This is a genomic window from Stutzerimonas tarimensis (assembly GCF_042648805.1).
Lineage (GTDB): Bacteria > Pseudomonadota > Gammaproteobacteria > Pseudomonadales > Pseudomonadaceae > Azomonas > Azomonas tarimensis.
The window spans coordinates 26,705-51,802 of sequence record NZ_JBHRXZ010000017.1 but is presented as its reverse complement, the minus strand read 5'-3'; the positions used below and the strand labels follow the sequence as shown (position 1 = coordinate 51,802).

Below are 25,098 nucleotides of genomic sequence, written 5' to 3'. Positions count from 1 at the left end.
GAAGGCATACTGGGCCCCAGCCCTTCCCAAAGAGCCCACCATGCCCAGACAGCTGCTCCTTGCCCATGATTCGAGCCCAGAAGCCGATCTCGCCCTGTTGCGCGCCGGCCAGTTGGCACGCCAGCTCGATGCACGCCTGAGCCTGGCGCACGTGCTCGAGGATGGCGACGAAGCGTCCAGCCGGCGCCGCCTCGAAGCGCTGGCAGCCGATTGCGGGCTGGCCATCAGCGATGTGCACCTGCGCCGCGGGCCAGCGGTGGAAAGCCTCGCCGCCCTGGCTAGCGGGCTCGAGGCCGACCTGCTACTGCTCGGCCGCCATCGCGCTGGCGCCGTCGAAGGGTTTGCCGGTACGACCCTCGAACGCCTGCTGCTGGCCTCCCCGGTGCCGCTGCTGCTGGTGGTCAACCCGACCGGCCTGCCTTATTCCCGCGCCTTGGCCGCCCTGGACTTCTCCGCCTGCGCCAGTCGCGCCTGGCAGCGCGCCGCTGAACTGCTGCCGGCCACGGGCGAGCTGCGGGCGCTGCACGTACATGAAAGCGCCGGCCTCGACCTGCCGGACGAAGCGGAGCTGGCGCTGGACCGAGAACTGTTCGACAGGCTCCTGGAGGATCTGAATGCTCACCAGGCGGGCAGCGCCAGGGGCAGCCACGAAGTGCGCAGCGGCGAACGCCTGCAGTGCCTGGAAGAAGCCATTGCGGGATTCGACCCGCAAGTCCTCGCGCTCGGCGTTCACAGCCGCGGCGAGATGAGCAGCGCACTGGTCGGCAGCCTGACCCGCCAGCTGCTGGAAAACCCGCCCTGCGACCTGCTGCTCAGCCGCTGACGCTAGGCCTGGGCTTCCAGCCAGTCGTGCAGCGCGACGAACTGCTCGGTGAGCTTGTGCCGGGCATCCAGGTGGATCAACGGCAGGCAGGCCTGGTGCGATTCACGCATCTTCACCGAGTGCATCAGGTACATGGGTATCACCGGCAGCCCCCCGGCCACCAGCCCCTCGACCAGTTGCTGCGGCACCGCGGCGCGTGGCTGGAAGCCGTTGACCACGATGCCTTCCACTTTCAGCCCTTCGTTATGGTCCTCGCGCAGTTCGTCGATGTCGTCGAGCAGCCCATAGAGCGCCTCGCGAGCGAAGCTGTCGCAATCGAAGGGGATCAGGCAGCGGTCGGCGGCGATCAGCGCCGAGACCGAATAGAAGTTCAGCGCCGGCGGCGTGTCGAGGTAGATGCGTTCGTAGCCCTGGTCGAGCACGTCGAGCAACTTTCGTAGCTTGTTGATCTTGTGCTTGGCCTCGAGCTTGGGTTGGAGATCGGCCAGTTCGGCCGTGGCGGTGATCAGGTCCAGGTTGACGAAGCGGGTCGGCGTGATTTCGGCGCGGGCCTTTTTCGAGGGGGTGCCGGAGTCGAGGATCAGCCGGTAGAACTCGGCGATCCCCGAGGGCGCTTCTCCCGCCGTGAGGCCGGTGAGGTAGTGGGTGGAGTTGGCCTGCGCGTCGAGGTCCACCAGCAGGGTACGATAGCCCTGGGCGGCGCTGATGGCCGCCAGGTTGCAGGCGATGCTGGTCTTGCCGACCCCGCCCTTGCGGTTGAATACGGCTCGTCGCATCGGCTCACTCCTTATGCGCCCCGGGAAACCGACTCTTATAGCCCGGCAACTGTGACAGAACGATGAATCAGACCGCGACCGGCGCTTTGATGTGCGGATGGGATTGGTAGTTCTGCAGCTCGAAATCCTCGAAGCGAAAGGCGAAGAGATCACTGATCTGCGGATTCAGGCGCATGCGTGGCAACGGCAGCGGATCACGGGAGAGCTGCAGGTCGGCCTGTTCCAGGTGGTTGGCGTAGAGGTGGCAGTCGCCGCCGGTCCAGATGAAGTCGCCGGGCTGCAGGCCGCAGACCTGCGCCACCATCAGCGTCAGCAGCGCATAGCTGGCGATGTTGAAGGGCACCCCGAGGAAAATGTCCGCCGAGCGCTGGTACAGCTGGCAGGACAGCTTGCCGTCGGCTACGTAGAACTGGAACAGCGCGTGGCACGGCGGCAAGGCCATCTGTTCTACCAGCGCGGGATTCCAGGCCGAGACGATCAGCCGGCGCGAATCAGGGTTCCTCCTGATCATCTCGATGAGCTTGCCGATCTGGTCGATCGACTCGCCGTTAGGCGTCGGCCAAGAGCGCCATTGGTAGCCGTACACCGGGCCCAGCTCGCCCTGCTCGTCGGCCCACTCGTCCCAGATCGAGACGCCGTTTTCCTTCAGGTAGGCGATGTTGGTCTCGCCCCGCAGGAACCACAGCAGCTCGTGGATGATGGACTTGAGGTGGCACTTCTTGGTGGTGACCAGCGGGAAACCTTCGGCCAGGTCGAAGCGCATCTGGTGACCGAACAGGCTGTAGGTGCCGGTGCCGGTGCGGTCCGGCTTGAAGGTGCCCTGCACGCGCACCAGGCGCATCAGGTCGAGGTACTGTTTCATCGGGTCACCGCGGCGTGAAAGGGCCGAGCATTATGGAAGCGGGAGCGCGGCGGCATCAATGCCGCCACACCGATCAGGCCAGCCGGGCGTCGCGCCGGTAGGCCCAATACATCATCCCGGCACCGCCGAGGATCATCGGCAGGCACAGCAACTGGCCCATGGTCAGCCAGCCGAAGGCGAGGTAGCCGAGCTGGGCATCGGGCACCCGGACGAATTCGACGATAAAGCGGAACACACCGTAGCAGATGCCGAACAGCCCGGAGACCGCCATGGTCGGGCGCGGCTTGCGGGAATAGATCCAGAGAATGAGAAACAGCGCCACGCCTTCCAGGGCGAATTGATAGAGCTGCGAGGGGTGCCGCGGCAGCTGCGCCGGATCGGTGGGAAACACCATGGCCCAGGGCACGTCGGTGGCCTTGCCCCATAGCTCCGCGTTGATGAAGTTGCCGATGCGCCCGGCGCCGAGGCCAATGGGCACGAAGGGCGCGATGAAGTCCATCAGCTCGAAGAAGCCCTTGCCGTTGCGCCGGGCAAAGATCCAGGTGCACAGCAGCACGCCGATCAGCCCGCCGTGGAAGGACATGCCGCCGCGCCAGACCTGCAGGATCAGGCTCGGGTCGTTGATGTAGGCCGCCAGGTCATAGAAGAGCACGTAGCCCAGCCGGCCGCCGACGATCACCCCCAGCGCCACCCAGAACACCAGATCCGACAGTTTGTCCCGGCTCCAGCCCGGGTCGAAGCGGTGCAGCCGCAGCGAGGCCAGCCACCAGGCGCCGCCGATGCCGATCAGGTACATCAGGCCGTACCAGTGCACTTGCAGCGGGCCGAGTGAAAAGGCGACCGGGTCGATTTGCGGGTAAGCGAGCATCCAGGCCCCTCAGATCAGAAAAGTGATGCCCACGCCCAACAGCAGCAGCGCGAACAGGCGTTTGAGCATGGCCTGTGACAGGCGATGCGCCAGGTTCGCGCCGACCCGGGCAAAGAACATGCTGGTCACGGCGATACCGACCATCGCCGGCAGGTAGACGAAGCCCAGACTCCAGTCCGGCAGCTGCGGCTCGTCCCAGCCCACCATCATGAAGCTGATCGCACCCACCACGGCGATCGGCATGCCATTGGCCGCCGAGGTGGCCACCGCCTTCTGGATCGGCACGCTGCGCCAGACCAGGAAAGGCACGGTCAACGAGCCGCCACCAATGCCGAAGATCGCCGAGGCCCAGCCGATCACCCCGCCGCTGACCGCCAGCCCCACCGGCCCCGGCACGTCTCCCGCCGCCTTCGGCCGCAGGTCGAATCCCATCTGGATGGCCATGAGGATGGCGAACACACCGATGATCTTCAATAGCACCGGCCCCTGGATCATCGACGCGGTCAGGCTGCCCAGCACCGTGCCGAACAGGATGCCCAGGGTCATCCAGCGAAACACCCGCCAGATCACGGCGCCCTTGCTGTGGTGGGCCAGCACCGAATTGATCGAGGTAAAGACGATGGTCGCCAACGAGGTCCCCACGGCAAGGTGGGCCAGCACATCGGCATCGAAGCCCTGCGCGGTGAAACTTAATACGAGCACCGGCACGATGACGATGCCCCCCCCTACGCCGAACAGCCCGGCAAGCACGCCCGCCAGACTACCCAGCACCAGATAAAGCAAGAACTCCATGACCTGTCCCGACGAGGCAAAGCGCGATGGTAGCCCAAAACGAGGCGAGAGCCGACGCCCTTGGTGGTCGGGGGTCGATGCAAGACGAGCGGACGGGGCCGGGAGTCAGCTCTGCAGCAGCGCGCCGGGGTTGATCAGACGGCTCAGGCCAAGGTTGCGCAGGCTCAACTGCAGGGTGCTCTGGATGATCTTCGGGTTGTCCAGCTGCTGGACCCTGGCCAGAAGCTCGCGGGAGTCCTGCAGGCTCACCTGGCGCAGCAGGGACTTCACCTTTGGCAGGTTGGTGGCGTTCATCGACAGGCTGTCGAAGCCCATCGCCATCAACAGCATCGCCGCGCCGGGGTCGCCGGCCATCTCGCCACAGATGCTCACCGGCTTGCCTTCGGTGTGCGCCTCGTTCACCACACGCTGCAGCGCCTCGAGCACGGCCGGGTGCAGGTAGTCGTAGAGCGCTGCCACGCGCGGATTGTTGCGGTCGACGGCAAGCAGGTACTGGGTCAGGTCGTTGGAGCCGACCGAGATGAAGTCCGCCTGGCGGGCCAGCTCGCGGGTCAGGTAGACGGCCGCCGGGACCTCGATCATGACGCCCACCGGCGGCATCTGCACGTCGGTGCCCTCGTCGAGGACCTCGGCAAAGGCCCGGTGGATCAGCCGCAGCGCCTCTTCGAGCTCCTGCAGGCCGGAGATCATCGGCAGCAGGATGCGCAGGTTGTTCAAGCCTTCGCTGGCCTTGAGCATGGCGCGCACCTGGACCAGGAAGATCTCCGGATGGTCGAGGGTCACGCGAATCCCGCGCCAGCCGAGGAAGGGGTTCTCTTCCTTGATCGGGAAGTAGGAAAGCGACTTGTCGCCACCGATATCCAGGGTGCGCATGGTCACCGGCAAGGGGTGGAAAGCCTGCAGCTGCTCACGGTAGATGGCCAGCTGTTCCTTTTCGCTGGGAAAGCGCTCCTTGATCATGAAGGGTACCTCGGTGCGGTACAGGCCAACGCCTTCGGCACCGCGCTCCTGGGCGCGTACCACATCAGCCAGCAGGCCGGTATTCACCCACAGGGGCACCCGGTAGCCGTCGGTGGTCTCGCAGGGCAGCTCGCGCAGCCCGTCGAGACCCTCCGACAGCTGGCGATCCTCCTCGACCAGGGCTGCATACTGCTCGCGCAGGACGGAGCCGGGATTGGTGATGATCTCGCCGCGATAACCGTCGATGATCAGCTCGATACCATCGACCTTGGAATACGGCAGGTCCACCGCGCCCATGACGGTGGGAATGCCCAGCGCGCGCGCCAGGATCGCCACATGGGAGTTGCCCGAGCCCAGTACCGATACCAGGCCGACCAGCTTGCCCTCGGGCACGTCGCCCAGCATCGCCGGAGACAGCTCCTCGCTGACCAGGATGGTGTTGTCCGGGTAGGTGAGCGTCTGCTGGCGGGCCTGCTGCAGGTAGGCCAGCAGGCGCCGGCCGATGTCCTTGACGTCCGAGGCCCGTTCGCGCAGATAGGCATCGTCCATCATCTCGAAGCGCTGGACATGGTCGGACACCACCTGGCGCAAGGCCCCCTGCGCCCATTGTCCGGTTCGGATGACCGCCGATACCTCGCCGCCGAGCGCCGCGTCTTCGAGCATCATCAGATAGACGTCGAACAGCGCACGCTCTTCGCGCCGCATCTGGTTGGCGAGTTTGTTGGACAGCATGCGCATGTCGCCCCGCACACTTTCCAGCGCGGCCTGGAACAGCGTCAACTCGGCCTCGATGTCGGTCACCGCCTTGTCCGGCACCACCTCGAGATCCGCCGGCGGCAGCACTACCAATGCCGTCCCTACCGCGGCCCCGGGCGCGCCGGGAATGCCGATGAAGCGGGTATCGCGGCCAGACTTGCCCTGCCGGCCAAGGCCACTGATCGAGCCCGTGGCTTCGGCATGGGCGATGACCCCGGCAAGCTGGGCGCTCATGGTGACGAGAAAGGCTTCCTCACCCTCGTCGAACTGGCGCTGCTCTTTCTGCTGCACCACCAGAACCCCCAGCACCCGGCGGTGGTGGATGATCGGCGCCCCCAGAAAGGACGCGTAGCGCTCCTCACCTGTTTCGGCAAAATAGCGGTAGCGCGGATGCTCGGAGGCATGTTCGAGGTTCAGAGGCTCCTCACGGGAACCGACCAGGCCGACCAGGCCCTCGTTTGGCGCCATGCTGACCTTGCCGATGGCCTTCTTGTTCAGACCCTCGGTGGCCATGAGCACGAAACGGCCGCTATCGCGGTCGAGCAGGTACACGGAGCAGACCTGGCTGGCCATGGACTCCTTGACTCTTTGCACGATGATGCCCAGCGCCGCCTTGAGGTCCTTCGCGGCGTTCACTTCCTGGACAATCTTGCGCAACGTGCCGAGCATGCTCAGGGCCGTATCTCCTGGTTGGAATGTCTCTCGCAGGCTGGCGGCCTGCCTCGCCGCGCCCGACCTGCCTGGGTTTCTGCCGTCAGGTTTCGCGAACCAGCAGGCGAGGGGCAAGCTCTTTCAAGGCACGGCGATAGACCTCGCGCTTGAACGACACCACCTGGCCCAGCGGATACCAGTAACTCACCCAGCGCCAGCCATCGAACTCCGGCTTGCCGGTCAGATCCATGCGTACCCGGTTCTCGTCGGAAACCAGCCGCAGCAGAAACCACTTCTGTTTCTGGCCGATGCACAACGGCTGGCTATGGGTACGCACCAGTCGCTGCGGCAGACGGTAACGCAACCAGCCCCGGGTACAGGCAAGGATTCTCACGTCCGCCTCTTCCAGGCCAACCTCCTCGGTCAGTTCTCGGTACAGGGCCTCTTCCGGGGACTCGCGATCGTTAATTCCCCCCTGGGGAAATTGCCAGGCGTCCTGGTTGATCCGCCTGGCCCAAAGCACCTGCCCGACATCATTGGTCAGGATGATGCCGACATTCGGGCGAAAACCATCGGAATCAATCACGGGTATATCTCGAAGTCACATGCGCGGCATTGTTCCACAAAAGAGCGCGAAGCCGAAAGCGTAGCGGATTGCCGCGTTCGCCCGGCTGGCGGCGTCTCGCTGCGTGCCCGCCAGATAGGGATGTGGCGACCGGCGAAAACGACTCGGGGCTTCAGAGCAACCGTTTCAAGGCGTCCAGAAGCAGCGTGCGCAGCCGCTCCAGCATCGCCTCGCGGCGGCACTGGCCCGCATCGTAGGGCCCGACGTAGGGGTTCTCGCGGCCCATGGCGCAGCTCACCTTCTGGTTGCGCCAGCGCTCCCAGTCGCTGACCGGATAGGCCCGGTGCCAGGTTTCGTAGATCTTGCGATCCTGCGGCGACAGGCGCAGACCGTACTGGTCGGCCATGTACAGGTAGATCCGCGCCGCCGGGCCGCGAGCGGCCTCGGGCGGCATGGCGATCCTCCGATCGAAAGCCACCACCATCGGGCAGGCACCGTACTGCGCGGGCGAGTTCGGCAGCCAGCCCAGGGCGAAATTGGAGCGATCGCCGTTGACCTCGCCGATGCTGGGCACCAGATTGTGCAGGTCCGCTTCGGCGGCGCTGAACTGGGGATCGCGGGCGGTGCAGTTCCTGCGCCCGCCGCTCTGCCAGCACTGGCGCTGGTGGCCAATCACCCAGGCCGGAACCACATGCTCCCATTCCAGCTGGCGCGCTCGCGTCGGCTGCTTGCGCGGTTCGTAGCCACAGCTGGCCAGATCGACCTGATTACCGCTGTAGCGGCAGCCGCAGTAGAAGGTGACCGGCTGCTCGGCATAGATCTGCCGGGCAATTCGCTTGGCCTCATCGAAGGAGCCCGGCGGTCGCGGGCTGCTGTCGACGTACAGCAGCGCCAGGGCGGACAGGCCAAGGCCGAGGAGCGTGGCAAGGGTGGAACGGCGCATGCGGACATCCGAAAAAGTCGCGCATGATAGCCCCAGCGCAGCGGCAACGGCAGTTCAATCGGCCGCGCCGGAGGGCCTCAGCCGAGAAACAGCCGGTACGCCGGGTTGTCGCTCTCGTCCCAGTAACGATAACCGACCTTCTCCAGCGCCGCTGGCAGCAGGTGAAGCTCGTCGGCCGGGACCTGCAGCCCGGCCACCACTCGGCCGTCGGCAGCGCCATGGTTGCGGTAGTGGAACATGGAGATGTTCCAGCGCCCGCCCAGCTTGCTGAGAAAGTTGAACAGCGCGCCGGGACGCTCGGGAAACTCGAAGCGCAGCACTCGCTCGTCGGAAACCCGAGCCGCATGGCCTCCGACCATGTGCCGCAGGTGTAGCTTGGCCAGTTCGTTGTCGGTCAGGTCCAGTACCGGGAAACCCTTTTCACGCAGCCCTTCCACCAGTGCGGCGCGGGGGTCGTGCTCCGGATGCGTCTGCACCCCGACGAAGATGTGCGCCTCGCGGTCGGCATGGTAGCGGTAGTTGAATTCGGTGATCTGTCGCTTGCCCAGCGCCTCGCAGAACGACTTGAAGCTGCCCGGCCGCTCGGGAATGGTCACCGCGATGATCGCCTCGCGCCGTTCGCCGAGTTCGGCCCGCTCAGCCACATGGCGCAGGCGATCGAAGTTGACATTAGCCCCCGAGTCGATGGCCAGCAGCACCTGCCCGGTCACGCCTTCGCGCTCGACGTACTTCTTGATCCCCGCCACCGCCAGCGCGCCGGCCGGCTCGGTGATCGAGCGGGTGTCGTCGTAGATGTCCTTGATCGCCGCGCAGATCTCGTCGGTGGAGACGGTGATCACCTCGTCCACATAGCGCCGGCACAACTCGAAGGTGTGATGGCCGATCTGCGCCACCGCCACGCCGTCGGCAAACAGCCCGACCTGCTGCAGGACCACCCGCTCGCCGGCCGCCATGGCGGCCTGCAGGCAATTGGAGTCGTCCGGCTCGACGCCGATGACCTTGATCTCCGGGCGCAGATACTTGATATAGGCGGCGATGCCCGCCACCAGTCCGCCACCGCCCACCGGTACGAAAATGGCATCCATCGCGCCCTGGTGCTGGCGCAGGATCTCCATTGCCACGGTGCCCTGCCCGGCGATCACTTCGGGATCGTCATACGGGTGGATATAGGTGAAGCCCTTCTCCTCCACCAGCTTCAGCGAATGGGCGAGGGCCTCGGGGAAGGCATCGCCGTGCAGCACCACCTTTCCGCCCCGTGCCCGCACGCCCTGCACCTTGAGCTCCGGCGTGGTGCGCGGCATGACGATGGTCGCCTTGATGCCCAGATATCGCGCCGCCAGCGCCACGCCCTGGGCATGGTTGCCCGCCGAGGCGGTCACCACGCCGCGGGCCAGCTCTTCGGCAGTGAGCTGCGCCATCTTGTTGTAGGCGCCACGGATCTTGAACGAGAACACTGGCTGCAGGTCCTCGCGCTTGAGCAGAATCTGATTGGCGAAACGCTCGGACAGCTGCCGTGCCGGCTGCAGGGGAGTCTCCGCGGCGACGTCGTAGACGCGCGAGGTGAGGATCTTCTTGACGTACTGTTCGAGCATCGGAGGGCGTTCACGGCGGGCTTGCGGGCGAAGCGGCCAGTGTACTCCGCCAGCTGCCCGGCTGTCATAGGACACGCAGCGAGAGCAGTCTCATCAGGCACAGGCCGCGCGGGATCGCTATAATTTCGCCCCACACTTCCGGATGCCCGTTCATGACTCAGGATCAGCTCAAGCAGGCCGTGGCCCAGGCCGCTGTCGACTACATCGTCCCGCAACTCACCAAGCAGAGCATCATCGGCGTCGGGACCGGCTCGACCGCCAATTTCTTCATCGACCTGCTGGCCCACCACAAGATGGATTTCGACGGCGCCGTGGCCAGTTCCGAAGCCAGCGCCGAGCGGCTCAAGGGTCACGGCATCCAGGTCTATGACCTGAACTGGGTTGGCGAGCTGGAGTACTACGTGGACGGCGCCGACGAAACCAACGGCCGGCTGGAACTGATCAAGGGCGGTGGTGCTGCCCTGACCCGGGAGAAAATCGTCGCCGCGGTGGCCAGGACCTTCATCTGCATCGCCGACGAGAGCAAACTCGTCGAACGGCTGGGCGAGTTCCCGCTGCCGGTCGAGGTGATTCCCATGGCACGCAGCTACGTCGCTCGCGAACTGGTCAAGCTCGGCGGTGACCCGGTGTACCGCGAAGGAGTCGTCACCGACAACGGCAACGTGATCCTCGACGTGTACAACCTCGAGATCGGCCATGCACAGGATCTTGAGGAAAACATCAATAACATCGTTGGCGTGGTCACCAACGGCCTGTTCGCCGCACGCCCCGCGGACGTCTTGTTGCTGGGCACGCCCGAAGGCGTGAAGACCCTCGCCCGCGATTGAACCCTGGCGGCCGGTTCAAGGCGTGACGCCCCGCCCGGCCCCTCGCGCCTGAATGCCCCCGGCCCCGACCTCGGCCGCATCGACTCAGCGGTCCGGGCCCTGCCGTTCGAAGACATAGAAGAGGTTCGGCTCGCCGACCACGAAGATCCGCCCGGCATCGTCCATGGCCACCCCTTCGGCCTGGTGGATGCTGCGACGCAGGCCGTGGAGCCCACCGAGCAGGCGGATGTAGCTGCGCGGTCGTCCCTGGCGGTCGAGCTCGAGCAGCAGCCGCGATTCATCGGAAAGCAGCAGCATGTGCCCACTGCGCGGATCGACCGCCACCGAGGAGAGATCGCGGACCATCAGGCCCGGCCCGCTGAATGGCTGCAGCGCGCCGGCAGCGCCGTCATCGCCGGGAAACGGCAGGCTGTAAAGCCCGTGCGGCTCGCGTTCCTTGGCCAGCATCAGACGACTGGCGCGGGCGTCCCAGGCCAGTCCTTCGAAACCCTTGTTGCCGGCATCCGGATAACCGAGGTCATAGGTGGCGGCGTCCGCAAGATGCAGCCGCTCGGTATCCGGCGTCACCTGGACTACCGCCACCAGCCGCTGCCGCTCGTCGACAATGGCCAGGCGGCCGTCATCCAGCGAGGTCACGGCTTCAGGGTCGGAGAAGCCGTCCAGCCGGATGCGCCGCAGGATCACACCGCCGGGGCTGAGCTCCACCAGCTGCGGGTTCTGTCCGGTGACGGTGAACAGCGTGCCGGTGAGCGGACTCCAGGTCAGGCCGGAGGTCTCGTCCTGCTCAAGGCCGGGCAGGCTCACCTCGTGAACGAGGCGATAGTCGGGCAACCAGATGCTCGCCTCGCGGACCGCGGGGCCGGTCTGTCGCTCCTGCCAGGCCAGGCGGACCTGATCGTCCCAGTGCAGCGCGACAGCGGTACCCATCAGCAGCAGCGCGGCCAGCAGAAAAAGCGCCGCGCGCAGGCGGCCACCGCGAGTCAGGCGGGAGGCATGGTCAGGCATCAGGGTTGCGCCTCAGGCAAGAGAAGCCATTCAGCATAGCGCGTGCCGGAAGAAACAGGTGCGCCGGTCAGCCGCGGCGGGAGCCACGGCTCGGGCGAAAATCAGAGCACCTGGCTTTCGAAGCGGGACAGACCACTGAGCTCGAGCACCAGGCGATCGCCAGCCTGCAGCGGGCCGACGCCGGCCGGAGTACCGGTCAGTACCACGTCGCCCGGCAACAGACTGAAATGTCCGGCGATGTGCTGCAACAGAACCACGATCGGGGTGATCATGTCGCGGCTGTTGCCGTCCTGGCGGGTTTCGCCGTTAAGGCTCAGACGAATGCCGATGTCGGTGAGGTCTTCGACCGCATCGCTCGGTACGAAGGGCGCCAGCACACAGGCGCCGTCGAAGCTCTTGGCCAGTTCCCAGGGATAGCCCTTGTCCTTGAGCCGCGCCTGCACCTCGCGCAGGGTGAGATCCAGCGCCGGGGCAAAGCCGGAGATGGCGTCGAGGATTTCTTCCTCGTTGGGGTGGGTCGACAGGGGCTTGCCGACCAGCACCGCGATCTCCGCCTCGTAATGCACGGCGCCACGGTCGACCGGAATGGCGAAGCCCCCTTCCAGCGGTACGGTGCAGCTGCCTGGCTTGATGAAAAGCAGGGGCTCGCTGGGTACGGGGTTGTTCAACTCGCGGGCGTGCTCGGCATAATTGCGGCCCACGCAGACCACCTTGCCCAGCGGGTAATGGATGAGGGTGCCATCGGTGTATTGGTGCTGGTAGCTCATAGTGGGATCCTTAAAAGGGGCCAAACCCCAAGCCTCGAGCGTCACGCGCGTGCGGCCCCCTTCGGCCACCGCAACCTGCTTGTAGCTCGCCGCGTCAGACGAAGATCTTGCCCGGGTTCATGATGCCGTTCGGGTCGAACACGGCCTTGATCGCCTTCATGTAAGCGATTTCGGCATCGGAGCGACTGTAGCCCAGATAGTCACGCTTGGTCATGCCCACGCCATGCTCGGCGGAGATCGAACCGTTGTACCTGGCGACGATCTCGAACACCCACTTGTTGACCGTGGCGCACTTGCCAAAGAACTCGGCGGTGTCCATCTCGGCCGGCTTGAGGATGTTCAGGTGCAGGTTGCCGTCACCGATGTGGCCGAACCAGACGATCTCGAAGTCCGGGTAGTGCTCGGCCACCAGCGCGTCGATCTCCTTGAGGAAGGGCGGCACCTGGGAAACGGTCACCGAAATGTCGTTCTTGTAGGGCGTGAAGTGGGAGATGGTCTCCGAGATGTACTCACGCAGCTTCCAAAGGTTCTGCAGCTGCTGTTCGCTCTGGCTCATCACCCCGTCCAGCACCCAGCCCTGCTCGACACAATGCTCGAAGGTCTCCAGCGCGGCGTTGGCCACCTCCTCGGTACTGGCCTCGAACTCCAGCAGCGCGTAATAAGGGCACTCGCTTTCAAAGGGCGCAGGCACGTCGCCACGGGCCATGACCTTGGCCAGCGCCTTGTCGGAAAAGAACTCGAAGGCGGTCAGGTCGATGCGGCTCTGGAAGGCATGCAGCACCGGCATGATGGCGTCCAGCTCGGCGGCGCCAAGCACCATCGCGGTGAGGTTCTGCGGCGCGCGGTCAAGGCGCATGGTGGCCTCGACGACAAAGCCCAGGGTGCCCTCGGCGCCAATGAACAGCTGGCGCAGGTCATAGCCGGTGGCGTTCTTGATCAGGTCCTTGTTCAGCTCCAGCAGTTCTCCGGTACCGGTGACCACCTTCAGCCCGGCCACCCAGTTGCGGGTCATCCCGTAGCGGATCACTTTGATGCCACCCGCGTTGGTGCCGATGTTGCCGCCGATCTGGCTGGAGCCGGCCGAGGCGAAGTCGACCGGGTAGTACAGCCCCTTCTCTTCGGCAAACTGCTGCAGCTGCGCGGTGACCACCCCTGGCTGGCAGACCGCGGTCCGGTCGAATTCGTTGAAGGCGAGAATCTGGCTCATGTAGTCGAAGGCGACCACCACCTCACCGTTGGCCGCCACCGCCGCGGCAGACAGACCGGTACGGCCGCCCGAAGGCACCAGGGCGACCCGCCGCTCATTGGCCCAACGTACGATGGCCTGCACTTCGCCGATGGTTTTCGGGAAGACGATCGCCGAGGGCGCCGGCGCGAACTGCTTGGTCCAGTCCTTGCCGTAGGCGTTCAGCGAGTCGGCGTCGAGGAGCACCTTGCCGGGCTCGACCAGGGATTTCAGCTCGTCGATCAGGACGGAGTCGATCATCACGGAAACTCTCATAAGGTTCATGATCACCCTGAGCAGCCTTCAGCTCGGGGCTGGGTGATTCGCGGGGCGCGTATGCTAGCATAAGCCCCCTTTGGATGCCCCGCGGCGGCTGTCATGCGTGGCTCGGCCAGCAACTGCTGGCGCTCGGTTTCTTCTTCGGAAAAAAGGTTCGACCCCCAGATGAGCAAGACCTCTCTCGACAAGAGCAAGATCAAGTTCCTTCTTCTCGAAGGCGTCCATCAGAATGCCGTGGACACCCTGAAGGCCGCTGGCTACACCAACATCGAATACCTCAAGGGCGCGCTGTCCGCCGAGGAACTGAAGGAGCGGATCGCTGATGCCCACTTCATCGGCATTCGCTCGCGCACGCAACTGACCGAAGAGATCTTCGACGCGGCGAACAAGCTGATCGCTGTCGGCTGCTTCTGCATCGGCACCAACCAGGTCGACCTGAACGCTGCGCGCGAACGCGGCATCGCGGTATTCAACGCGCCCTACTCCAACACCCGCTCGGTGGCCGAGCTGGTGCTGGCCCAGGCAATTCTGCTGCTGCGCGGCATCCCGGAGAAGAACGCGTCCTGCCATCGCGGCGGCTGGATCAAGTCAGCCGCCAATTCCTTCGAAATCCGCGGCAAGAAGCTGGGCATCATCGGCTACGGCTCCATCGGCACCCAACTCTCGGTTCTGGCCGAAGGCCTGGGCATGCAGGTGTACTTCTATGACGTGGTCACCAAGCTGCCGATCGGCAATGCCACCCAGGTCGGCTCGCTGTACGAGCTGCTGGGCATGTGCGACATCGTCTCGCTGCATGTGCCCGAACTGCCATCCACCCAATGGATGATCGGCGAGAAGGAAATCCGCGCGATGAAGAAAGGCAGCATCCTGATCAACGCGGCGCGTGGCACCGTGGTCGAGCTGGATCACCTGGCCGAGGCGATCAAGGACGAGCACCTGATCGGCGCGGCCATCGACGTCTTCCCGGTCGAGCCCAAGTCCAACGACGAAGAGTTCGAAAGTCCGCTGCGTGGCCTGGACCGCGTCATCCTCACCCCGCACATTGGTGGCTCCACCGCCGAAGCCCAGGCCAACATCGGCCTGGAAGTGGCAGAGAAGCTGGTCAAGTACAGCGACAACGGCACCTCGGTGTCCTCGGTCAACTTCCCCGAGGTGGCCTTGCCCTCGCACCCGGGCAAGCACCGCCTGCTGCACATCCACCACAACGTGCCGGGTGTGATGAGCGAGATCAACAAGGTCTTCGCCGACAATGGCATCAACATCTGCGGCCAGTTCCTGCAGACCAACGAGAAGGTGGGGTACGTGGTGATCGACGTCGACGCCGAATATTCCGATCTCGCTTTCGAGAAGCTTCAGGAAGTCCACGGCACCATCCGCAGCCGTGTATTGTTCTGACGCCTGAGGCTGGCCGACGGCGAGGCGTTGCACCTGCGCCATGCAAAGCAAGGGAGACCGGCAGGTCTCCCTTTTTCGTGATGTCCAAGCTAGTTGGACTGTGGCACTCCCAGCCCGCCACCCGTACCCGGCAGTGCCGGTGGCCGATCAGGCTCGAGGGTGCTGGACGGATAGTCCTCGCCTTCTCGATCGCCCAGTTCAGGGGCACCTTCACGCCGGGGCGAATGGGGGTCACGGTCATGCTCCACCGCTTCGTGACGCGGCTCGGTATTGTCCAGCGGGCCAGTCCTGGCCTTCTCAGGCTGATTGGCCTCCGCCAGCACCACCGCGCTGAAGCCCAGGGCCAAGGCAGCTGCGACCCATTGACGCATCGTCTTCATGCTAATTCTCCTGGCGCTAGATAACGCGACGGGTGGAGATCCGGCTCATCAGCGGCCTCCTGCACCGCCACCGCCACCGCCAGGAGTGGTGCCGGGCGTACCCCCGGGAGTTCCTGCAGGGCTGGCGGGTCCAGCACGGTCAGCCGCGCCAGGGCCGGTCTCGGTGCCGTTGTCGGTGCCGTAGTCGGACTCCGTCTCGTAGGTGCCGGTGCCTTCGGTACCGGTGCCCATGCCGGTGCCCATGGTGCCGGTCTCTGCCCCACCACCTGCCGGGGTGCCGGCGCCAGTCGTACCACCGGTACCGCCGCCAGCGGCAAAGGCGCTGGTGGAAAGAATTCCCGTGAACATCAGGGCTGCAAGCGTCTTCATCTGCATTGTCGTTCTCCTGTCTCTTGGGGTGTCCTGTTTGGGCAGCTCTCCCCGACAAGGGTTTCCCTTCTGCAGATGCAAATTGTTTCGTGGCTCAGCGCTCGCCCTCACCGTGGTCGCCGAGCACATCCTCGACGTAGAGCATTCGCGTCATCACCATCGCGACGGCGGCAAGCGGGGTCGCCAGTAGCAATCCGAGGGTCCCGGCGAACAGGCCGAACAGCAGCTGGACGATCACGGTGATCGCCGGCGGCACCGAGACGATGCGTTTTTGCAGCCAGGGCGTGAGGCCATAACTTTCGATCGACTGCACCAGCAGATAGAGGCCGGCCACGTAGAGCATGGTCCGCCCACCCTCCAGCGAGGCCAGCAACAGGGCCGGTATTACCGCGATGACCGGCCCGATATTGGGAATGAACGACAACAGGCCCGCGATCAGCCCGAGCACCAGCGCCAGCTCGATGCCCAGCAGCCAGAGGCCGAGCGTGGTCAGCACCCCGATCAGGATCATTTCGAACAGCTTGGCGATCAGCCAGGACTTGAGGGTCCCGCCGGTTTCGTTCATCACCTCACGGGCACGGTCACGGTAGCTCAGCGGGACCAGCCGCAGGAAACCTCCCTGATACAGGCCCGGCGAGATAGCCAGGCAGATGCCCACCACCAGCGCGATGAAAAAGCCGGTCAGCGCACCGATGATCGAAGCGGTCACCGAGGCCACGACTCCAAGGCCGACACCGCCGTCAGGCATGGCGTCCTCGAGGCGGTCACGGTGCTCCATCAGGCGGTTGAACCACTCCGAGTCATCGAGCCGATCGCGCAAACGCTCCACCGCCTCGGGAAGTGTTCGCGACAGGGCGTCGATCTGATCGGATATCCCTGGCGCGACCAGCATGCCGAACAACCCACCGATCGCCACCAGGATGACGATAAATCCCGCCAGGGCAAGCTTGCGCGGGATCGGCGTCTTCTCGCTGACCCAGCCGCTGACACCATGGAAAAACACCCCGAACAGGATGGAGGCGAAGAGGATCAGCAGAAAATCGAACGCCACCCAGACAAACAGGCAGAAGACGACCACAGCGGCAACCACCGCCGTCTGTGACAGCGCGCGGACCGCTGCACCCTTGTTCGATTGTGGCCCCGCCATCCACGCCTCCCGTCAGCTCTATGCGGTTACGACTGACGCAGCGGCGCTAAATTCAGCCCGTCAGCGCAGCAATTGCCAGAGCGCGGCGGCCACTCCGGTCATGCTCTCGCCGGCCACCAGCCCGGCGGCAGCGACAATCACGAAGCGTTCGGCCAGGCTGCGCCAACGTGCGGCGAACAGCCAGGCGAGCCCTGCGCCAAAGGCCATCGTCAGGGAAATCGAGGCAGGAATGATGAAGGCCAGCCCCAGTGCCGCCGAGCTTGGCAGCCAGCGCAGCCCGCGCAACGGCAGCAGCGCCTCCAGCGCACCGAGCAGCAGCCCGGCCAAGCCACCGGCCAGCATTGCCCAGCGGATCTCAGGGGCCAGCGCATCGAGCCCGAGGGTCAGCGCTTCGGCCACGGCGCGCCAGGTCGCCACCGCTGGGGCCGGCCACTCGGCGGTGATCAGCATTGCCTGTGGATCGGGGATCAGAGCGCGGTAGGCCAGCGCCCCGACCAGGCTGCCGACCGCGATGCCCAGGCACTGGGCCAGCAACTGGCGCGACGGTGACGCACCGATGGCATGGCCCACCTTGAAGTCATTGAGCAGATCGGCGCACTGCCCCGCAGCGCCGCCGGCGGTATTCGCCGCCATCAGGTTGATCGGCACCTGACCGGGTGCCAGTACGCCAAATGACAACTGAGACACCTGGCCGACGGCGCCGATCGGCGGTATGCCGGTAGCGCCGACCACCCGCGCGGCGACCATCGCCAGCAGCACTGCCAGCGGGATCGACAGCAGCGCCAGCAGGGGCGAGATGCCGAACAGCATGACTTGCAGCAGCACCACCAGCGTACCGGCCAGGCCCAGCCCCAGCAGCCCCAGCCAGGGCCATCCCATCGCTGCAGGCGCCCCGCCGGAGGCGGGCCTGACGCGCTGCAGGCGAGCCAGCCGAATCGCCAGACTGGTGAGAGTGGCGCAGACCATCAGGCTCACGCCGGGCCACAGCAGCCACTCGATCAGCACTGCAAACTGCGGGCCCCGTGCGTCGGCCGCCAGGGTCACCCAGCCTTGGTCGATTACCCAGGGGGCCAGCAGACCCCAGGCCAGGGCGGCACCAAGCACCAGCGACAAGCCGACCCGCAGGCCGATGATGCCGCCGAACCCCACCAGCAAGAGTGACGGCTCCAGATTGAAGGTCAGCCGCTCCAGCGCAGGAGTGGGCGCCCAGCGCGGCAATGCCAGAAGGATGTCCAGCCCCTTGGCCAGCGCCGCAAGCATCGCCGCACCAGCCAGCACCCGCAGCCGCTGCAGCGCTTCGCGGCCATGACCATAGATCTGCTGCAGTGTTTCCAGGGTGGCCATGCCTTCGGGAAAACGCAGCCCGTCGTCGACCACCAGCCCGCGCCGCAGATACCAGGCCACCCACACTCCGAGAAAACTCACCGAGAACACCCAGGCCACCAGCGCCGGCAGCGGCAGTTGCTCGCCGGTCAGCAGAGTGTAGGCCGGGATGGGTGCCACCAGCCCGCCGGAGATGATCGAGGCAGCCGAAGAGGCGCTGGTCTGGGTGATATTGCTCTCGTGGATTGCCCAGCGTGGCAGGCCGAAGGCGCCGGACAGGCTCTGCCAGAGCGTGTAGCCCACCAGCAGGGCGATGATCGACATATTGAAGGACCAGCCGATCTTCAGCCCCGCATAGAGATTCGCCGGAGTCAGCAGGGCACCGAGCACTAGCCCGGTCAGCAGGGCACGCAGGGTCAGCTCGCGGGAAGGCGTCATGGGCACCGATTTCTGACAAGCGTTCGGAGAACCTTAGACGCTCTGCACAGGAAGTCGAGAGGGCCGTTCCAGAGCCTCCCGGCAACGTAGGCATCAACCGACCGCTCCTCGGATGGACGGCCCATGAGAGGAACTAATACGGAACCTTCGGGTCGCTTGTAGTCGACACAATCCCGAGCGACAACCACCTAGAAGGCGCTGAGTCATGGACGCGAACGCGAAGCTCCCGGAAAACTCCCCCTCCCATATCACCTTGCTCACCGGTAATGAACTACTGGGGCTGTTCTTCAAGCACTTTCTCGGCGAACACGGCTTTCACCAGCTCTCCATCGCCCGGCTCGATTCACCACCGCCGGCCAGCCAGCTGTGGCTGCTCGATGCCGGCTACGCGCCAGCCGAGGCACTCTCGGAATTCATCACCCAATGTGGTGAGCAGACCCCCATCGCCCTGGTGAACATTGCCGAAGGCGAGGCCGAATGGCTGGTGGACAAGCATCCGATCATCAACGGCGTGTTCTACAGCAACGCCACCCGTGAACAACTGCTGGCCGGCATCCAGGTCCTGCTCGAAGGCGGCGACTGGCTGCCGCGCCCGCTGATGGAGCGCCTGCTGGGCCAACTGCGACAGATGCGGCAGGTCTCGGCGAACAAGGCAAGTCTCACCCTGCGCGAGCGCGAGATTCTCAGCCTTGCCAGCAAGGGGCTGTCTAACGCCGAGATCGCTGCCCAGCTGAACCTCAGCCCGCACACCATCAAGAGCCACGTGCACAACCTGCTGCGCAAGATCGGCGCTTCCAACCGCGCCGAAGCCGCCTTCCTGCTGCGTAACCACCTCGACTGGCCAGAGCCTTGCAACGCCTGACGCCGCTCCTCCTCGGCCTGGTGCTCGCCGGGCCGCTGGCGGCCAGCGAACAGGTGGCACTGGAAGCGCAACTGCACGAAGACACCGGCGCCAGCCTGGAAGCCGAGCTTTCCGGCCTGGTGATCGACAACACCATCAGCCGGTTCGGCTACGAATTCCATCGCCAGCTGAGCATGGGCCTGCAGGATCTGAGCGGCATGACTTTCCATCTGGTGGTGCGCGAGCGGCCCTCGGCCCGTTGGGGCAGCCTCGTCTGGGTCGAATATGGCAACCAGATCCTCTATCGGCGTTTTCTCCAGCCCAACGTCTCACAGATCGAGGAGATCGCCCGGCCGGCGGTGACGCAGGTTTTGGAAGAGCTGAGTCGCCTCCGCCTGCAGGCCCTGCTGCAAGACACCCACGACCTGGAAAGGGACGAACTATGACGCGCTCGATGCCCCTGATGCTGGCGGGGCTCTGCCTGGCCGGCACGCTCCACGCCAGCGAACTGGTCTACCAGCCGGTCAACCCGTCGTTTGGCGGCAACCCGCTCAACGGCGGCTGGCTGCTGGGCAATGCCCAGGCGCAGAACGATCACGAAAACCCCAACGCGCGCTCGCTGCTGCGCAATCAGTCGGCGCTGGAGCGCTTCACCAGCCAGCTCGAATCGCGCCTGCTGTCGCAGTTGCTCTCGAACATCAGCGATGGCAATGCCGGCTCGCTGACCACAGACGCCTTCGTCATCAACATCCTCGACAGCGATGGCTTCCTCACCGTCGACATCACTGACCGGCTGACCGGCGAGCGATCCCAGATCGTCATCGATGGCCTCGGCCAGGGCTTCTGAAACCAGGAACGACAAGAATCATGCTAAGGATGCCCTGCGTAGCCCTTGCGGTGATGCTCACGGCCGGTTGCGCATTGCGCGAACCCATGCCCGCGCAGCAGCGCGACATGCCAACCCTGACACCGCGCACTTCCACCTATCAGGACCTCCTCGACCTGCCCCGCCCCAGCGGCCGGTTGATCGCCGCGGTGTACGGCTTTCGCGACCAGAGCGGACAGTACAAGCCAGGCCCGGCCAGCTCGTTCTCCACCGCGGTGACCCAGGGTGCCGCCAGCATGCTGGTGGACGCCCTGCAGGCCAGCGGCTGGTTCGTCGTGCTCGAGCGCGAAGGGCTGCACAACCTGCTCACCGAGCGCAAGATCATCCGCGCCGCGCAGAACAAGCCGGAGGTCGCCGAGAATATCCAGGACGAGCTGCCGGGGCTGCTGGCGGCCAATCTGCTGCTCGAAGGCAACATCGTCGGCTACGACAGCAACGTCCGCACCGGCGGCGAAGGTGCCCGCTATCTTGGCATCGGCGCCAGCCACGAATACCGGGTCGACCAGGTCACCGTGAATCTGCGCGCGGTCGACGTGCGCACCAGCCAGGTGCTGGCCAACGTGATGACCAGCAAGACCATCTACTCGGTGGCCCGCAGCGCCAGCGTGTTCCGTTTCGTCGCCTATCAGGACCTGCTCGAACTGGAAGCGGGCTACACCACCAACGAGCCCGCCCAGCTGTGCGTACTCTCGGCAATCGAGGCCGCGGTGGCGCATCTGGTGGCCCAGGGCGTGGAGCGCAACCTGTGGCGAATCGCCGATGGCCAGGCGTTGGATCAGACCTCGCTGGGCAAGTACCTGAGCAAGGCGCCGGTGGTGAAATAGTCCAAGGTGACTGTTTCGTCCGATGAGGTGATCATCGCGCCGGTCTGCTTGTCGTAAGCGGAACACCCCCGCGAGGACGCCGCCATGAATCGCCCGACCCTTCTCATCGCCACCCTGCTGACCGCTCTCGCTACCCAGGCCAACGCTGCCGACCTGCTCGACAATGCGGACCTGATGGACGGCCCGGTGAATCTCAGTGGCGAGTTTCCAGCCGAGTGGGTGGTGTCGCTGCCCGATGGCCAGCAGGCACGGATCGATCAGGAAGGCGACGGTAACCGCGCCATCATCGAGCAGCGCGGACAGGGCCTGCTCGGCAATATCGTCCAGCTGGGTAGCGATCACGAAGCCTTCATCCTGCAACAGGGCAGCGACCATCTGGCGATCATCGAGCAACAGGGCTACGGTAATCACGCGGCCATCATCCAGGCCGGCCGTGGCAACCAGGCCGGCATCGTCCAGCAAGGCACCGGCAATGACGCCAGCATCGAGCAGAACGGCGATCAGCTGAGCAGCGCGATCATCCAGCGCGGCGACGGCCAGAGCCTGCACGTCATCCAGGGTTACTAGCCGCCGCGTCGGGCGCTCTCTGCTTCAAGACGGCGAACGCCTTTCGTCTTCGCTTGAGGCGCGATTAGGCTACGCTTGGGCATGCGGAACCGGCTGCCACGGCTACCGGTCTACCGCTGCGGTTCACGCCGGAACGCGTGACACCACGGGATAACAATCACAATACCCAGGGATGCACCCGCCCGCAGTCATGCCTTGCCAAGGCTGCGGCCGCCGTTCGAGGAATCACCCTATGAGCTCGATCCTGTTGATGCTGGTCGGACTGATCGCGATGTCGCTCGGCTACGTGTTCTACTCCAAGTTCATCGCCGAAAAGATCTACCAGCTCGATCCCAACTACCGAACCCCCGCCCACACCATGCGCGACGGCGTCGACTACGTGCCGACCAACCGTTTCGTCCTCTGGGGTCACCACTTCACCTCGGTGGCAGGCGCCGCGCCCATCGTCGGCCCCGCCATCGCGGTGATCTGGGGCTGGGGCCCGGCCTTTCTCTGGGTCATCTTCGGCACCATCTTCTTCGCCGGCGTACATGACTTCGGTGCGCTCTGGGCCAGTGCACGCAACCGTGGTCAGTCGATCGGCATGCTCAGCGGCAGGCTGATCGGGCATCGCGGGCGCAGCCTGTTCCTGGTGGTGATCTTCCTGGTGCTGCTGATGGTCAACGGTGCCTTCGCCGCCGTGATCTCCAGCCTCCTGATCTCAACACCCACGTCGGTGATTCCGGTATGGGGCGCAATCATCGTCGCCCTGGTGATCGGCCAACTGTTCTACCGCTACAAGATGAGCCTGCTCTGGCCTTCGGTGGGCGGAGTGATCGTGCTCTACCTGCTGATCCTGCTCGGCAACCAGGTCCCCATCGTGTTGCCGGAAACCGTGCTGGGCCTGTCGGCGCGCGCGTTCTGGATCCTGCTGTTGTTCGTCTACGCTGCCATCGCCTCGCTGCTGCCGGTGTGGGTGCTACTGCAGCCGCGTGACTACATCAATGGCATGCAACTCTTCGTCGGCCTCGGCCTGCTGTATCTGGCGGTCCTGTTCGGCGCGCCGGAGATCGTCGCTCCGGCGTTCAACACCGACGTGCCCGAGGGCAGTCCGAGCCTGGTGCCCTTGCTGTTCGTCACCATCGCCTGCGGCGCCATCTCCGGGTTCCATGGCCTGGTGGCCTCCGGAACCACCTCCAAACAGCTGGACAAGGAAACCGACGCCCGCTTCGTCGGTTACTTCGGCGCCGTCGGCGAAGGCATGCTGGCGCTGGCAGCGATCATCTGCTGCACCGCCGGCTTCGCCACCCTGGTGGACTGGCAGGAGGTCTACACCCGCTTCGGTGCCGGCGGTGTGAACGCCTTCGTCTCCGGCGGTGGCACGTTGCTGGCCAACGGCCTGGGTCTGCCGGCCGACTTGGGCGCCACGGTCCTGGCGACCATGGCCATTCTGTTCGCCGGCACCACCATGGACACCGGCTTGCGCCTGCAGCGCTTCGTCATCCAGGAAGCCGGTGAACTGGTGGGCATGCGTCCGGGCACCCTGGTCGGCACGCTCATTGCCGTGGCGGTGTGCATGGCGCTGGCCTTCGGCGCGGGTGCCGACGGCACCGGCGGCATGCTGATCTGGCCGCTGTTCGGCACCACCAACCAGCTGCTGGCGGGCCTGACCCTGTCGATCATCACGGTGATCCTGATCAAGAAGGGCCGCCCGGCGATCTACACCATCGTGCCGCTGATCTTCCTGCTGAGCATGTCGATCCTGGCGCTGCTGGTGCAGATGGGCCAGTTCTACCGGGACGAGAACTGGTTCCTGCTGGTGCTGGACGTGATCATCCTGATCGCTGCGCTCTGGGTGACCTACGAGGCGGTGGGCGCCATGCGTCGCGGCCGTGACCCGTCGGTTGACGCCACCACCGAAGAGCCACTGCCGTGACCGAGCCCAAGCCGCTCTTCGAGCGGCTGTCCGATGGACTGCGCGAGTTTTACGTGGCCCCCTATCGGCGCACTTTCGCCCGTGCCAGGCGCGACGAAGAGGACCTGTTCATGCTCCTGGTGTTCGCCGAGTCGCTGGGCGTGCCCAACCCCGCGGCCTGGTACACCCTGGAGCTGATGCCCGAACTCTACGAGCGCTTCCATGACTGGCATCGGCGGATGGGCATGGAACACTCGCCACTGGATCACATCGGATGTTGCTGACACTCGCAGAACAGCACCAGGTACTGTTTTTCGGCGGCAAGGGCGGGGTCGGCAAGACCACCCTGGCCGCCGTCACCGCCCTCTCCCAGGCTCGTGCCGGGCGCCGGGTGCTGCTGGTTTCCACCGATCCCGCGCACAATCTCGGCCACCTCTGGGACCGTCAGGTGGGCCCCCAGCGCGTGCGCCTGGCCGCCGGCCTCGATGGCCTTGAACTGGATCCCGAGCTTACCGTCCAGCAGCATCTGGACGAGGTCGGCGCGGCCTTGCGCAAGCTGATGCCAGCGCACCTGGCCGGCGAGGTGGACAAGCACATGGCGCTGTCGCGAGACGCGCCGGGGATGCACGAGGCAGCCCTGCTCGAACGCATTGCCGAGACGCTGATCGACGGATTGCATGAGTATGATCTGGTGGTTTTCGACACCGCGCCCTCGGGTCACACCGCCCGGCTGATGGCGCTACCGGAAATGATGGCGGCCTGGACCGAGGGCCTGCTTCAGCGGCACGAGCGCCAGTCGCGATTCGGCGCCATCCTGCGCAACTTCGGCCAGGACGACAGCCTGGGCGAGTCACTGATCGGCGGGGACCGCGGCGAGGGCGAGCAGACCCGTGAACAGCGGGTACGGCAGATTCTCGATCGACGCCGTGAGCGCTTCGCCCTGCTCCGCGAAATCATTGGCGACAGCCGCCGCTGCGCCTTTGTCGCGGTGCTCGCTGCCGAACGTCTGCCGGTACTGGAAACCATCGAACTGCAACAGAAGCTTGAACGAAGCGGCATCGACGTTGCCGGATTGGTAGTCAACAAGCGTTCACCCGCCGATGCCGGCGCCTTCCTGGCCGAGCGTCACGCGGTCGAGGAGCAGCATCTGACCACCCTGCGAGAGGCCCTGCCGACGCTTGCGCTGCAACAACTTCCCCTGCTGGCCGGAGACGTGGTGGGCGAGGCGGCGCTGGATGCCTTCGCAGAACGGCTGCGCCAGCCCTGGGGAGGCTAGGCCAAGGGAGGATTGGCACTGGCGGTGCCGCGTGCATAATCCGGTGATCGTCTAACGGAACCCTTCG

Annotated in this window: 26 protein-coding genes; 11 read left to right on the top strand and 15 right to left on the bottom strand. The window is 65.3% G+C overall.

The window, feature by feature from the left end; all coding sequences use genetic code 11:
• Nucleotides 1-40 precede the first annotated feature (40 nt).
• Entirely contained in the window at nt 41-823 is a 783-nt protein-coding gene (locus ACFOMF_RS07130; RefSeq protein WP_386362890.1) for a universal stress protein, read from the top strand.
• A gap of 2 nt (nt 824-825) precedes the next feature.
• Here the strand turns inward: ACFOMF_RS07130 and ACFOMF_RS07125 are convergent, their stop codons facing one another.
• From ACFOMF_RS07125 to ilvA, 8 genes are all read right to left on the bottom strand, one after another.
• Nucleotides 826-1,599: a ParA family protein gene (locus ACFOMF_RS07125; RefSeq protein WP_386362887.1), complete on the bottom strand. Its 774-nt coding sequence runs from the start codon at nt 1,597-1,599 to the stop codon at nt 826-828.
• Nucleotides 1,600-1,666: 67 nt separating this feature from the next.
• The gene (locus ACFOMF_RS07120) at nt 1,667-2,461 is read right to left on the bottom strand and encodes a thymidylate synthase (protein ID WP_386362884.1); all 795 of its coding nucleotides are present in this window, start codon (nt 2,459-2,461) and stop codon (nt 1,667-1,669) included.
• Nucleotides 2,462-2,534: 73 nt separating this feature from the next.
• A complete protein-coding gene (lgt, locus tag ACFOMF_RS07115; protein ID WP_386362882.1) occupies nt 2,535-3,329 on the bottom strand; it encodes a prolipoprotein diacylglyceryl transferase in 795 nt (264 codons plus the stop codon).
• 9 nt (nt 3,330-3,338) lie between these two features.
• Nucleotides 3,339-4,121, bottom strand: a complete 783-nt coding sequence (locus ACFOMF_RS07110; RefSeq protein ID WP_386362880.1) for a sulfite exporter TauE/SafE family protein — start codon at nt 4,119-4,121, stop codon at nt 3,339-3,341.
• Between the two features lie 105 nt (nt 4,122-4,226).
• On the bottom strand, nt 4,227-6,506 hold the full coding sequence (gene ptsP, locus ACFOMF_RS07105; RefSeq protein WP_386362877.1) for a phosphoenolpyruvate--protein phosphotransferase: 2,280 nt from the start codon (nt 6,504-6,506) through the stop codon (nt 4,227-4,229).
• Between the two features lie 85 nt (nt 6,507-6,591).
• Complete coding sequence (locus ACFOMF_RS07100; RefSeq protein WP_386362875.1) at nt 6,592-7,074, bottom strand: RNA pyrophosphohydrolase; 483 nt, start codon at nt 7,072-7,074, stop codon at nt 6,592-6,594.
• 151 nt (nt 7,075-7,225) lie between these two features.
• Entirely contained in the window at nt 7,226-7,996 is a 771-nt protein-coding gene (locus ACFOMF_RS07095) for an endonuclease (protein ID WP_386362872.1), read from the bottom strand.
• A gap of 77 nt (nt 7,997-8,073) precedes the next feature.
• Nucleotides 8,074-9,588: a threonine ammonia-lyase, biosynthetic gene (gene ilvA / locus ACFOMF_RS07090; protein WP_386362869.1), complete on the bottom strand. Its 1,515-nt coding sequence runs from the start codon at nt 9,586-9,588 to the stop codon at nt 8,074-8,076.
• A 152-nt stretch (nt 9,589-9,740) separates the two neighbouring features.
• On the opposite strand from ilvA, the gene rpiA reads away from it, so the two are divergent.
• Nucleotides 9,741-10,415 (top strand): ribose-5-phosphate isomerase RpiA, encoded by a 675-nt coding sequence (rpiA, locus tag ACFOMF_RS07085; RefSeq protein WP_386362866.1) that lies wholly within the window; start codon nt 9,741-9,743, stop codon nt 10,413-10,415.
• Nucleotides 10,416-10,499: 84 nt separating this feature from the next.
• Here the strand turns inward: rpiA and ACFOMF_RS07080 are convergent, their stop codons facing one another.
• The 3 genes from ACFOMF_RS07080 to ACFOMF_RS07070 form a co-directional block, all read right to left on the bottom strand.
• On the bottom strand, nt 10,500-11,420 hold the full coding sequence (locus ACFOMF_RS07080) for an SdiA-regulated domain-containing protein (protein ID WP_386362863.1): 921 nt from the start codon (nt 11,418-11,420) through the stop codon (nt 10,500-10,502).
• A 101-nt stretch (nt 11,421-11,521) separates the two neighbouring features.
• Nucleotides 11,522-12,187 (bottom strand): fumarylacetoacetate hydrolase family protein, encoded by a 666-nt coding sequence (locus tag ACFOMF_RS07075; protein WP_386362860.1) that lies wholly within the window; start codon nt 12,185-12,187, stop codon nt 11,522-11,524.
• Between the two features lie 94 nt (nt 12,188-12,281).
• Nucleotides 12,282-13,673 (bottom strand): FAD-binding oxidoreductase, encoded by a 1,392-nt coding sequence (locus ACFOMF_RS07070; protein ID WP_386362857.1) that lies wholly within the window; start codon nt 13,671-13,673, stop codon nt 12,282-12,284.
• 183 nt (nt 13,674-13,856) lie between these two features.
• Between ACFOMF_RS07070 and serA the strand changes: the two genes are divergently transcribed.
• Nucleotides 13,857-15,086 (top strand): phosphoglycerate dehydrogenase, encoded by a 1,230-nt coding sequence (gene serA, locus ACFOMF_RS07065; RefSeq protein WP_386362854.1) that lies wholly within the window; start codon nt 13,857-13,859, stop codon nt 15,084-15,086.
• 89 nt (nt 15,087-15,175) lie between these two features.
• Here the strand turns inward: serA and ACFOMF_RS07060 are convergent, their stop codons facing one another.
• The 4 genes from ACFOMF_RS07060 to ACFOMF_RS07045 form a co-directional block, all read right to left on the bottom strand.
• Complete coding sequence (locus ACFOMF_RS07060; RefSeq protein ID WP_386362851.1) at nt 15,176-15,466, bottom strand: hypothetical protein; 291 nt, start codon at nt 15,464-15,466, stop codon at nt 15,176-15,178.
• 48 nt (nt 15,467-15,514) lie between these two features.
• Nucleotides 15,515-15,841 (bottom strand): hypothetical protein, encoded by a 327-nt coding sequence (locus ACFOMF_RS07055; RefSeq protein WP_386362849.1) that lies wholly within the window; start codon nt 15,839-15,841, stop codon nt 15,515-15,517.
• An 88-nt stretch (nt 15,842-15,929) separates the two neighbouring features.
• Nucleotides 15,930-16,982, bottom strand: coding sequence for an AI-2E family transporter (locus ACFOMF_RS07050; protein WP_386362846.1), 1,053 nt, complete (start codon nt 16,980-16,982; stop codon nt 15,930-15,932).
• A gap of 60 nt (nt 16,983-17,042) precedes the next feature.
• Complete coding sequence (locus ACFOMF_RS07045; RefSeq protein ID WP_386362844.1) at nt 17,043-18,743, bottom strand: OPT/YSL family transporter; 1,701 nt, start codon at nt 18,741-18,743, stop codon at nt 17,043-17,045.
• A gap of 280 nt (nt 18,744-19,023) precedes the next feature.
• Between ACFOMF_RS07045 and ACFOMF_RS07040 the strand changes: the two genes are divergently transcribed.
• From ACFOMF_RS07040 to ACFOMF_RS07005, 8 genes are all read left to right on the top strand, one after another.
• Nucleotides 19,024-19,605 (top strand): helix-turn-helix transcriptional regulator, encoded by a 582-nt coding sequence (locus tag ACFOMF_RS07040; protein WP_386363594.1) that lies wholly within the window; start codon nt 19,024-19,026, stop codon nt 19,603-19,605.
• The gene (locus ACFOMF_RS07035; RefSeq protein ID WP_386362841.1) at nt 19,593-20,030 is read left to right on the top strand and encodes a CsgE family curli-type amyloid fiber assembly protein; all 438 of its coding nucleotides are present in this window, start codon (nt 19,593-19,595) and stop codon (nt 20,028-20,030) included. The genes ACFOMF_RS07040 and ACFOMF_RS07035 overlap by 13 nt, the downstream gene beginning before the upstream one ends.
• The gene (locus ACFOMF_RS07030; protein WP_386362838.1) at nt 20,027-20,431 is read left to right on the top strand and encodes a curli assembly protein CsgF; all 405 of its coding nucleotides are present in this window, start codon (nt 20,027-20,029) and stop codon (nt 20,429-20,431) included. Before ACFOMF_RS07035 ends, ACFOMF_RS07030 begins: the two co-directional genes overlap by 4 nt.
• 29 nt (nt 20,432-20,460) lie before the next feature.
• Nucleotides 20,461-21,294 (top strand): CsgG/HfaB family protein, encoded by an 834-nt coding sequence (locus tag ACFOMF_RS07025; RefSeq protein ID WP_386363591.1) that lies wholly within the window; start codon nt 20,461-20,463, stop codon nt 21,292-21,294.
• 84 nt (nt 21,295-21,378) lie between these two features.
• Nucleotides 21,379-21,861 carry a curlin gene (locus ACFOMF_RS07020; protein WP_386362835.1) on the top strand — a complete coding sequence of 161 codons (483 nt, stop codon included), beginning with the start codon at nt 21,379-21,381 and terminating at the stop codon, nt 21,859-21,861.
• Nucleotides 21,862-22,093: 232 nt separating this feature from the next.
• Nucleotides 22,094-23,776 (top strand): carbon starvation CstA family protein, encoded by a 1,683-nt coding sequence (locus ACFOMF_RS07015; protein WP_386362832.1) that lies wholly within the window; start codon nt 22,094-22,096, stop codon nt 23,774-23,776.
• On the top strand, nt 23,773-24,039 hold the full coding sequence (locus ACFOMF_RS07010; RefSeq protein ID WP_386362829.1) for a cory-CC-star protein: 267 nt from the start codon (nt 23,773-23,775) through the stop codon (nt 24,037-24,039). The genes ACFOMF_RS07015 and ACFOMF_RS07010 overlap by 4 nt, the downstream gene beginning before the upstream one ends.
• Complete coding sequence (locus ACFOMF_RS07005; protein WP_386362827.1) at nt 24,030-25,031, top strand: ArsA family ATPase; 1,002 nt, start codon at nt 24,030-24,032, stop codon at nt 25,029-25,031. Before ACFOMF_RS07010 ends, ACFOMF_RS07005 begins: the two co-directional genes overlap by 10 nt.
• The last annotated feature ends 67 nt before the right edge of the window (nt 25,032-25,098 follow it).

Bases quoted from the DNA above. Each gene is read 5' to 3' on its own strand.
- ACFOMF_RS07130 (WP_386362890.1), top strand. From the start codon at position 41: ATGCCCAGACAGCTGCTCCTTGCCCATGATTCGAGCCCAGAAGCCGAT.
- ACFOMF_RS07125 (WP_386362887.1), bottom strand. From the start codon at position 1,599: ATGCGACGAGCCGTATTCAACCGCAAGGGCGGGGTCGGCAAGACCAGC.
- ACFOMF_RS07120 (WP_386362884.1), bottom strand. From the start codon at position 2,461: ATGAAACAGTACCTCGACCTGATGCGCCTGGTGCGCGTGCAGGGCACC.
- lgt (WP_386362882.1), bottom strand. From the start codon at position 3,329: ATGCTCGCTTACCCGCAAATCGACCCGGTCGCCTTTTCACTCGGCCCG.
- ACFOMF_RS07110 (WP_386362880.1), bottom strand. From the start codon at position 4,121: ATGGAGTTCTTGCTTTATCTGGTGCTGGGTAGTCTGGCGGGCGTGCTT.
- ptsP (WP_386362877.1), bottom strand. From the start codon at position 6,506: ATGCTCGGCACGTTGCGCAAGATTGTCCAGGAAGTGAACGCCGCGAAG.
- ACFOMF_RS07095 (WP_386362872.1), bottom strand. From the start codon at position 7,996: ATGCGCCGTTCCACCCTTGCCACGCTCCTCGGCCTTGGCCTGTCCGCC.
- ilvA (WP_386362869.1), bottom strand. From the start codon at position 9,588: ATGCTCGAACAGTACGTCAAGAAGATCCTCACCTCGCGCGTCTACGAC.
- rpiA (WP_386362866.1), top strand. From the start codon at position 9,741: ATGACTCAGGATCAGCTCAAGCAGGCCGTGGCCCAGGCCGCTGTCGAC.
- ACFOMF_RS07080 (WP_386362863.1), bottom strand. From the start codon at position 11,420: ATGCCTGACCATGCCTCCCGCCTGACTCGCGGTGGCCGCCTGCGCGCG.
- ACFOMF_RS07075 (WP_386362860.1), bottom strand. From the start codon at position 12,187: ATGAGCTACCAGCACCAATACACCGATGGCACCCTCATCCATTACCCG.
- ACFOMF_RS07070 (WP_386362857.1), bottom strand. From the start codon at position 13,673: ATGATCGACTCCGTCCTGATCGACGAGCTGAAATCCCTGGTCGAGCCC.
- serA (WP_386362854.1), top strand. From the start codon at position 13,857: ATGAGCAAGACCTCTCTCGACAAGAGCAAGATCAAGTTCCTTCTTCTC.
- ACFOMF_RS07060 (WP_386362851.1), bottom strand. From the start codon at position 15,466: ATGAAGACGATGCGTCAATGGGTCGCAGCTGCCTTGGCCCTGGGCTTC.
- ACFOMF_RS07055 (WP_386362849.1), bottom strand. From the start codon at position 15,841: ATGCAGATGAAGACGCTTGCAGCCCTGATGTTCACGGGAATTCTTTCC.
- ACFOMF_RS07050 (WP_386362846.1), bottom strand. From the start codon at position 16,982: ATGGCGGGGCCACAATCGAACAAGGGTGCAGCGGTCCGCGCGCTGTCA.
- ACFOMF_RS07045 (WP_386362844.1), bottom strand. From the start codon at position 18,743: ATGACGCCTTCCCGCGAGCTGACCCTGCGTGCCCTGCTGACCGGGCTA.
- ACFOMF_RS07030 (WP_386362838.1), top strand. From the start codon at position 20,027: ATGACGCGCTCGATGCCCCTGATGCTGGCGGGGCTCTGCCTGGCCGGC.
- ACFOMF_RS07025 (WP_386363591.1), top strand. From the start codon at position 20,461: ATGCCCTGCGTAGCCCTTGCGGTGATGCTCACGGCCGGTTGCGCATTG.
- ACFOMF_RS07020 (WP_386362835.1), top strand. From the start codon at position 21,379: ATGAATCGCCCGACCCTTCTCATCGCCACCCTGCTGACCGCTCTCGCT.
- ACFOMF_RS07015 (WP_386362832.1), top strand. From the start codon at position 22,094: ATGAGCTCGATCCTGTTGATGCTGGTCGGACTGATCGCGATGTCGCTC.
- ACFOMF_RS07005 (WP_386362827.1), top strand. From the start codon at position 24,030: ATGTTGCTGACACTCGCAGAACAGCACCAGGTACTGTTTTTCGGCGGC.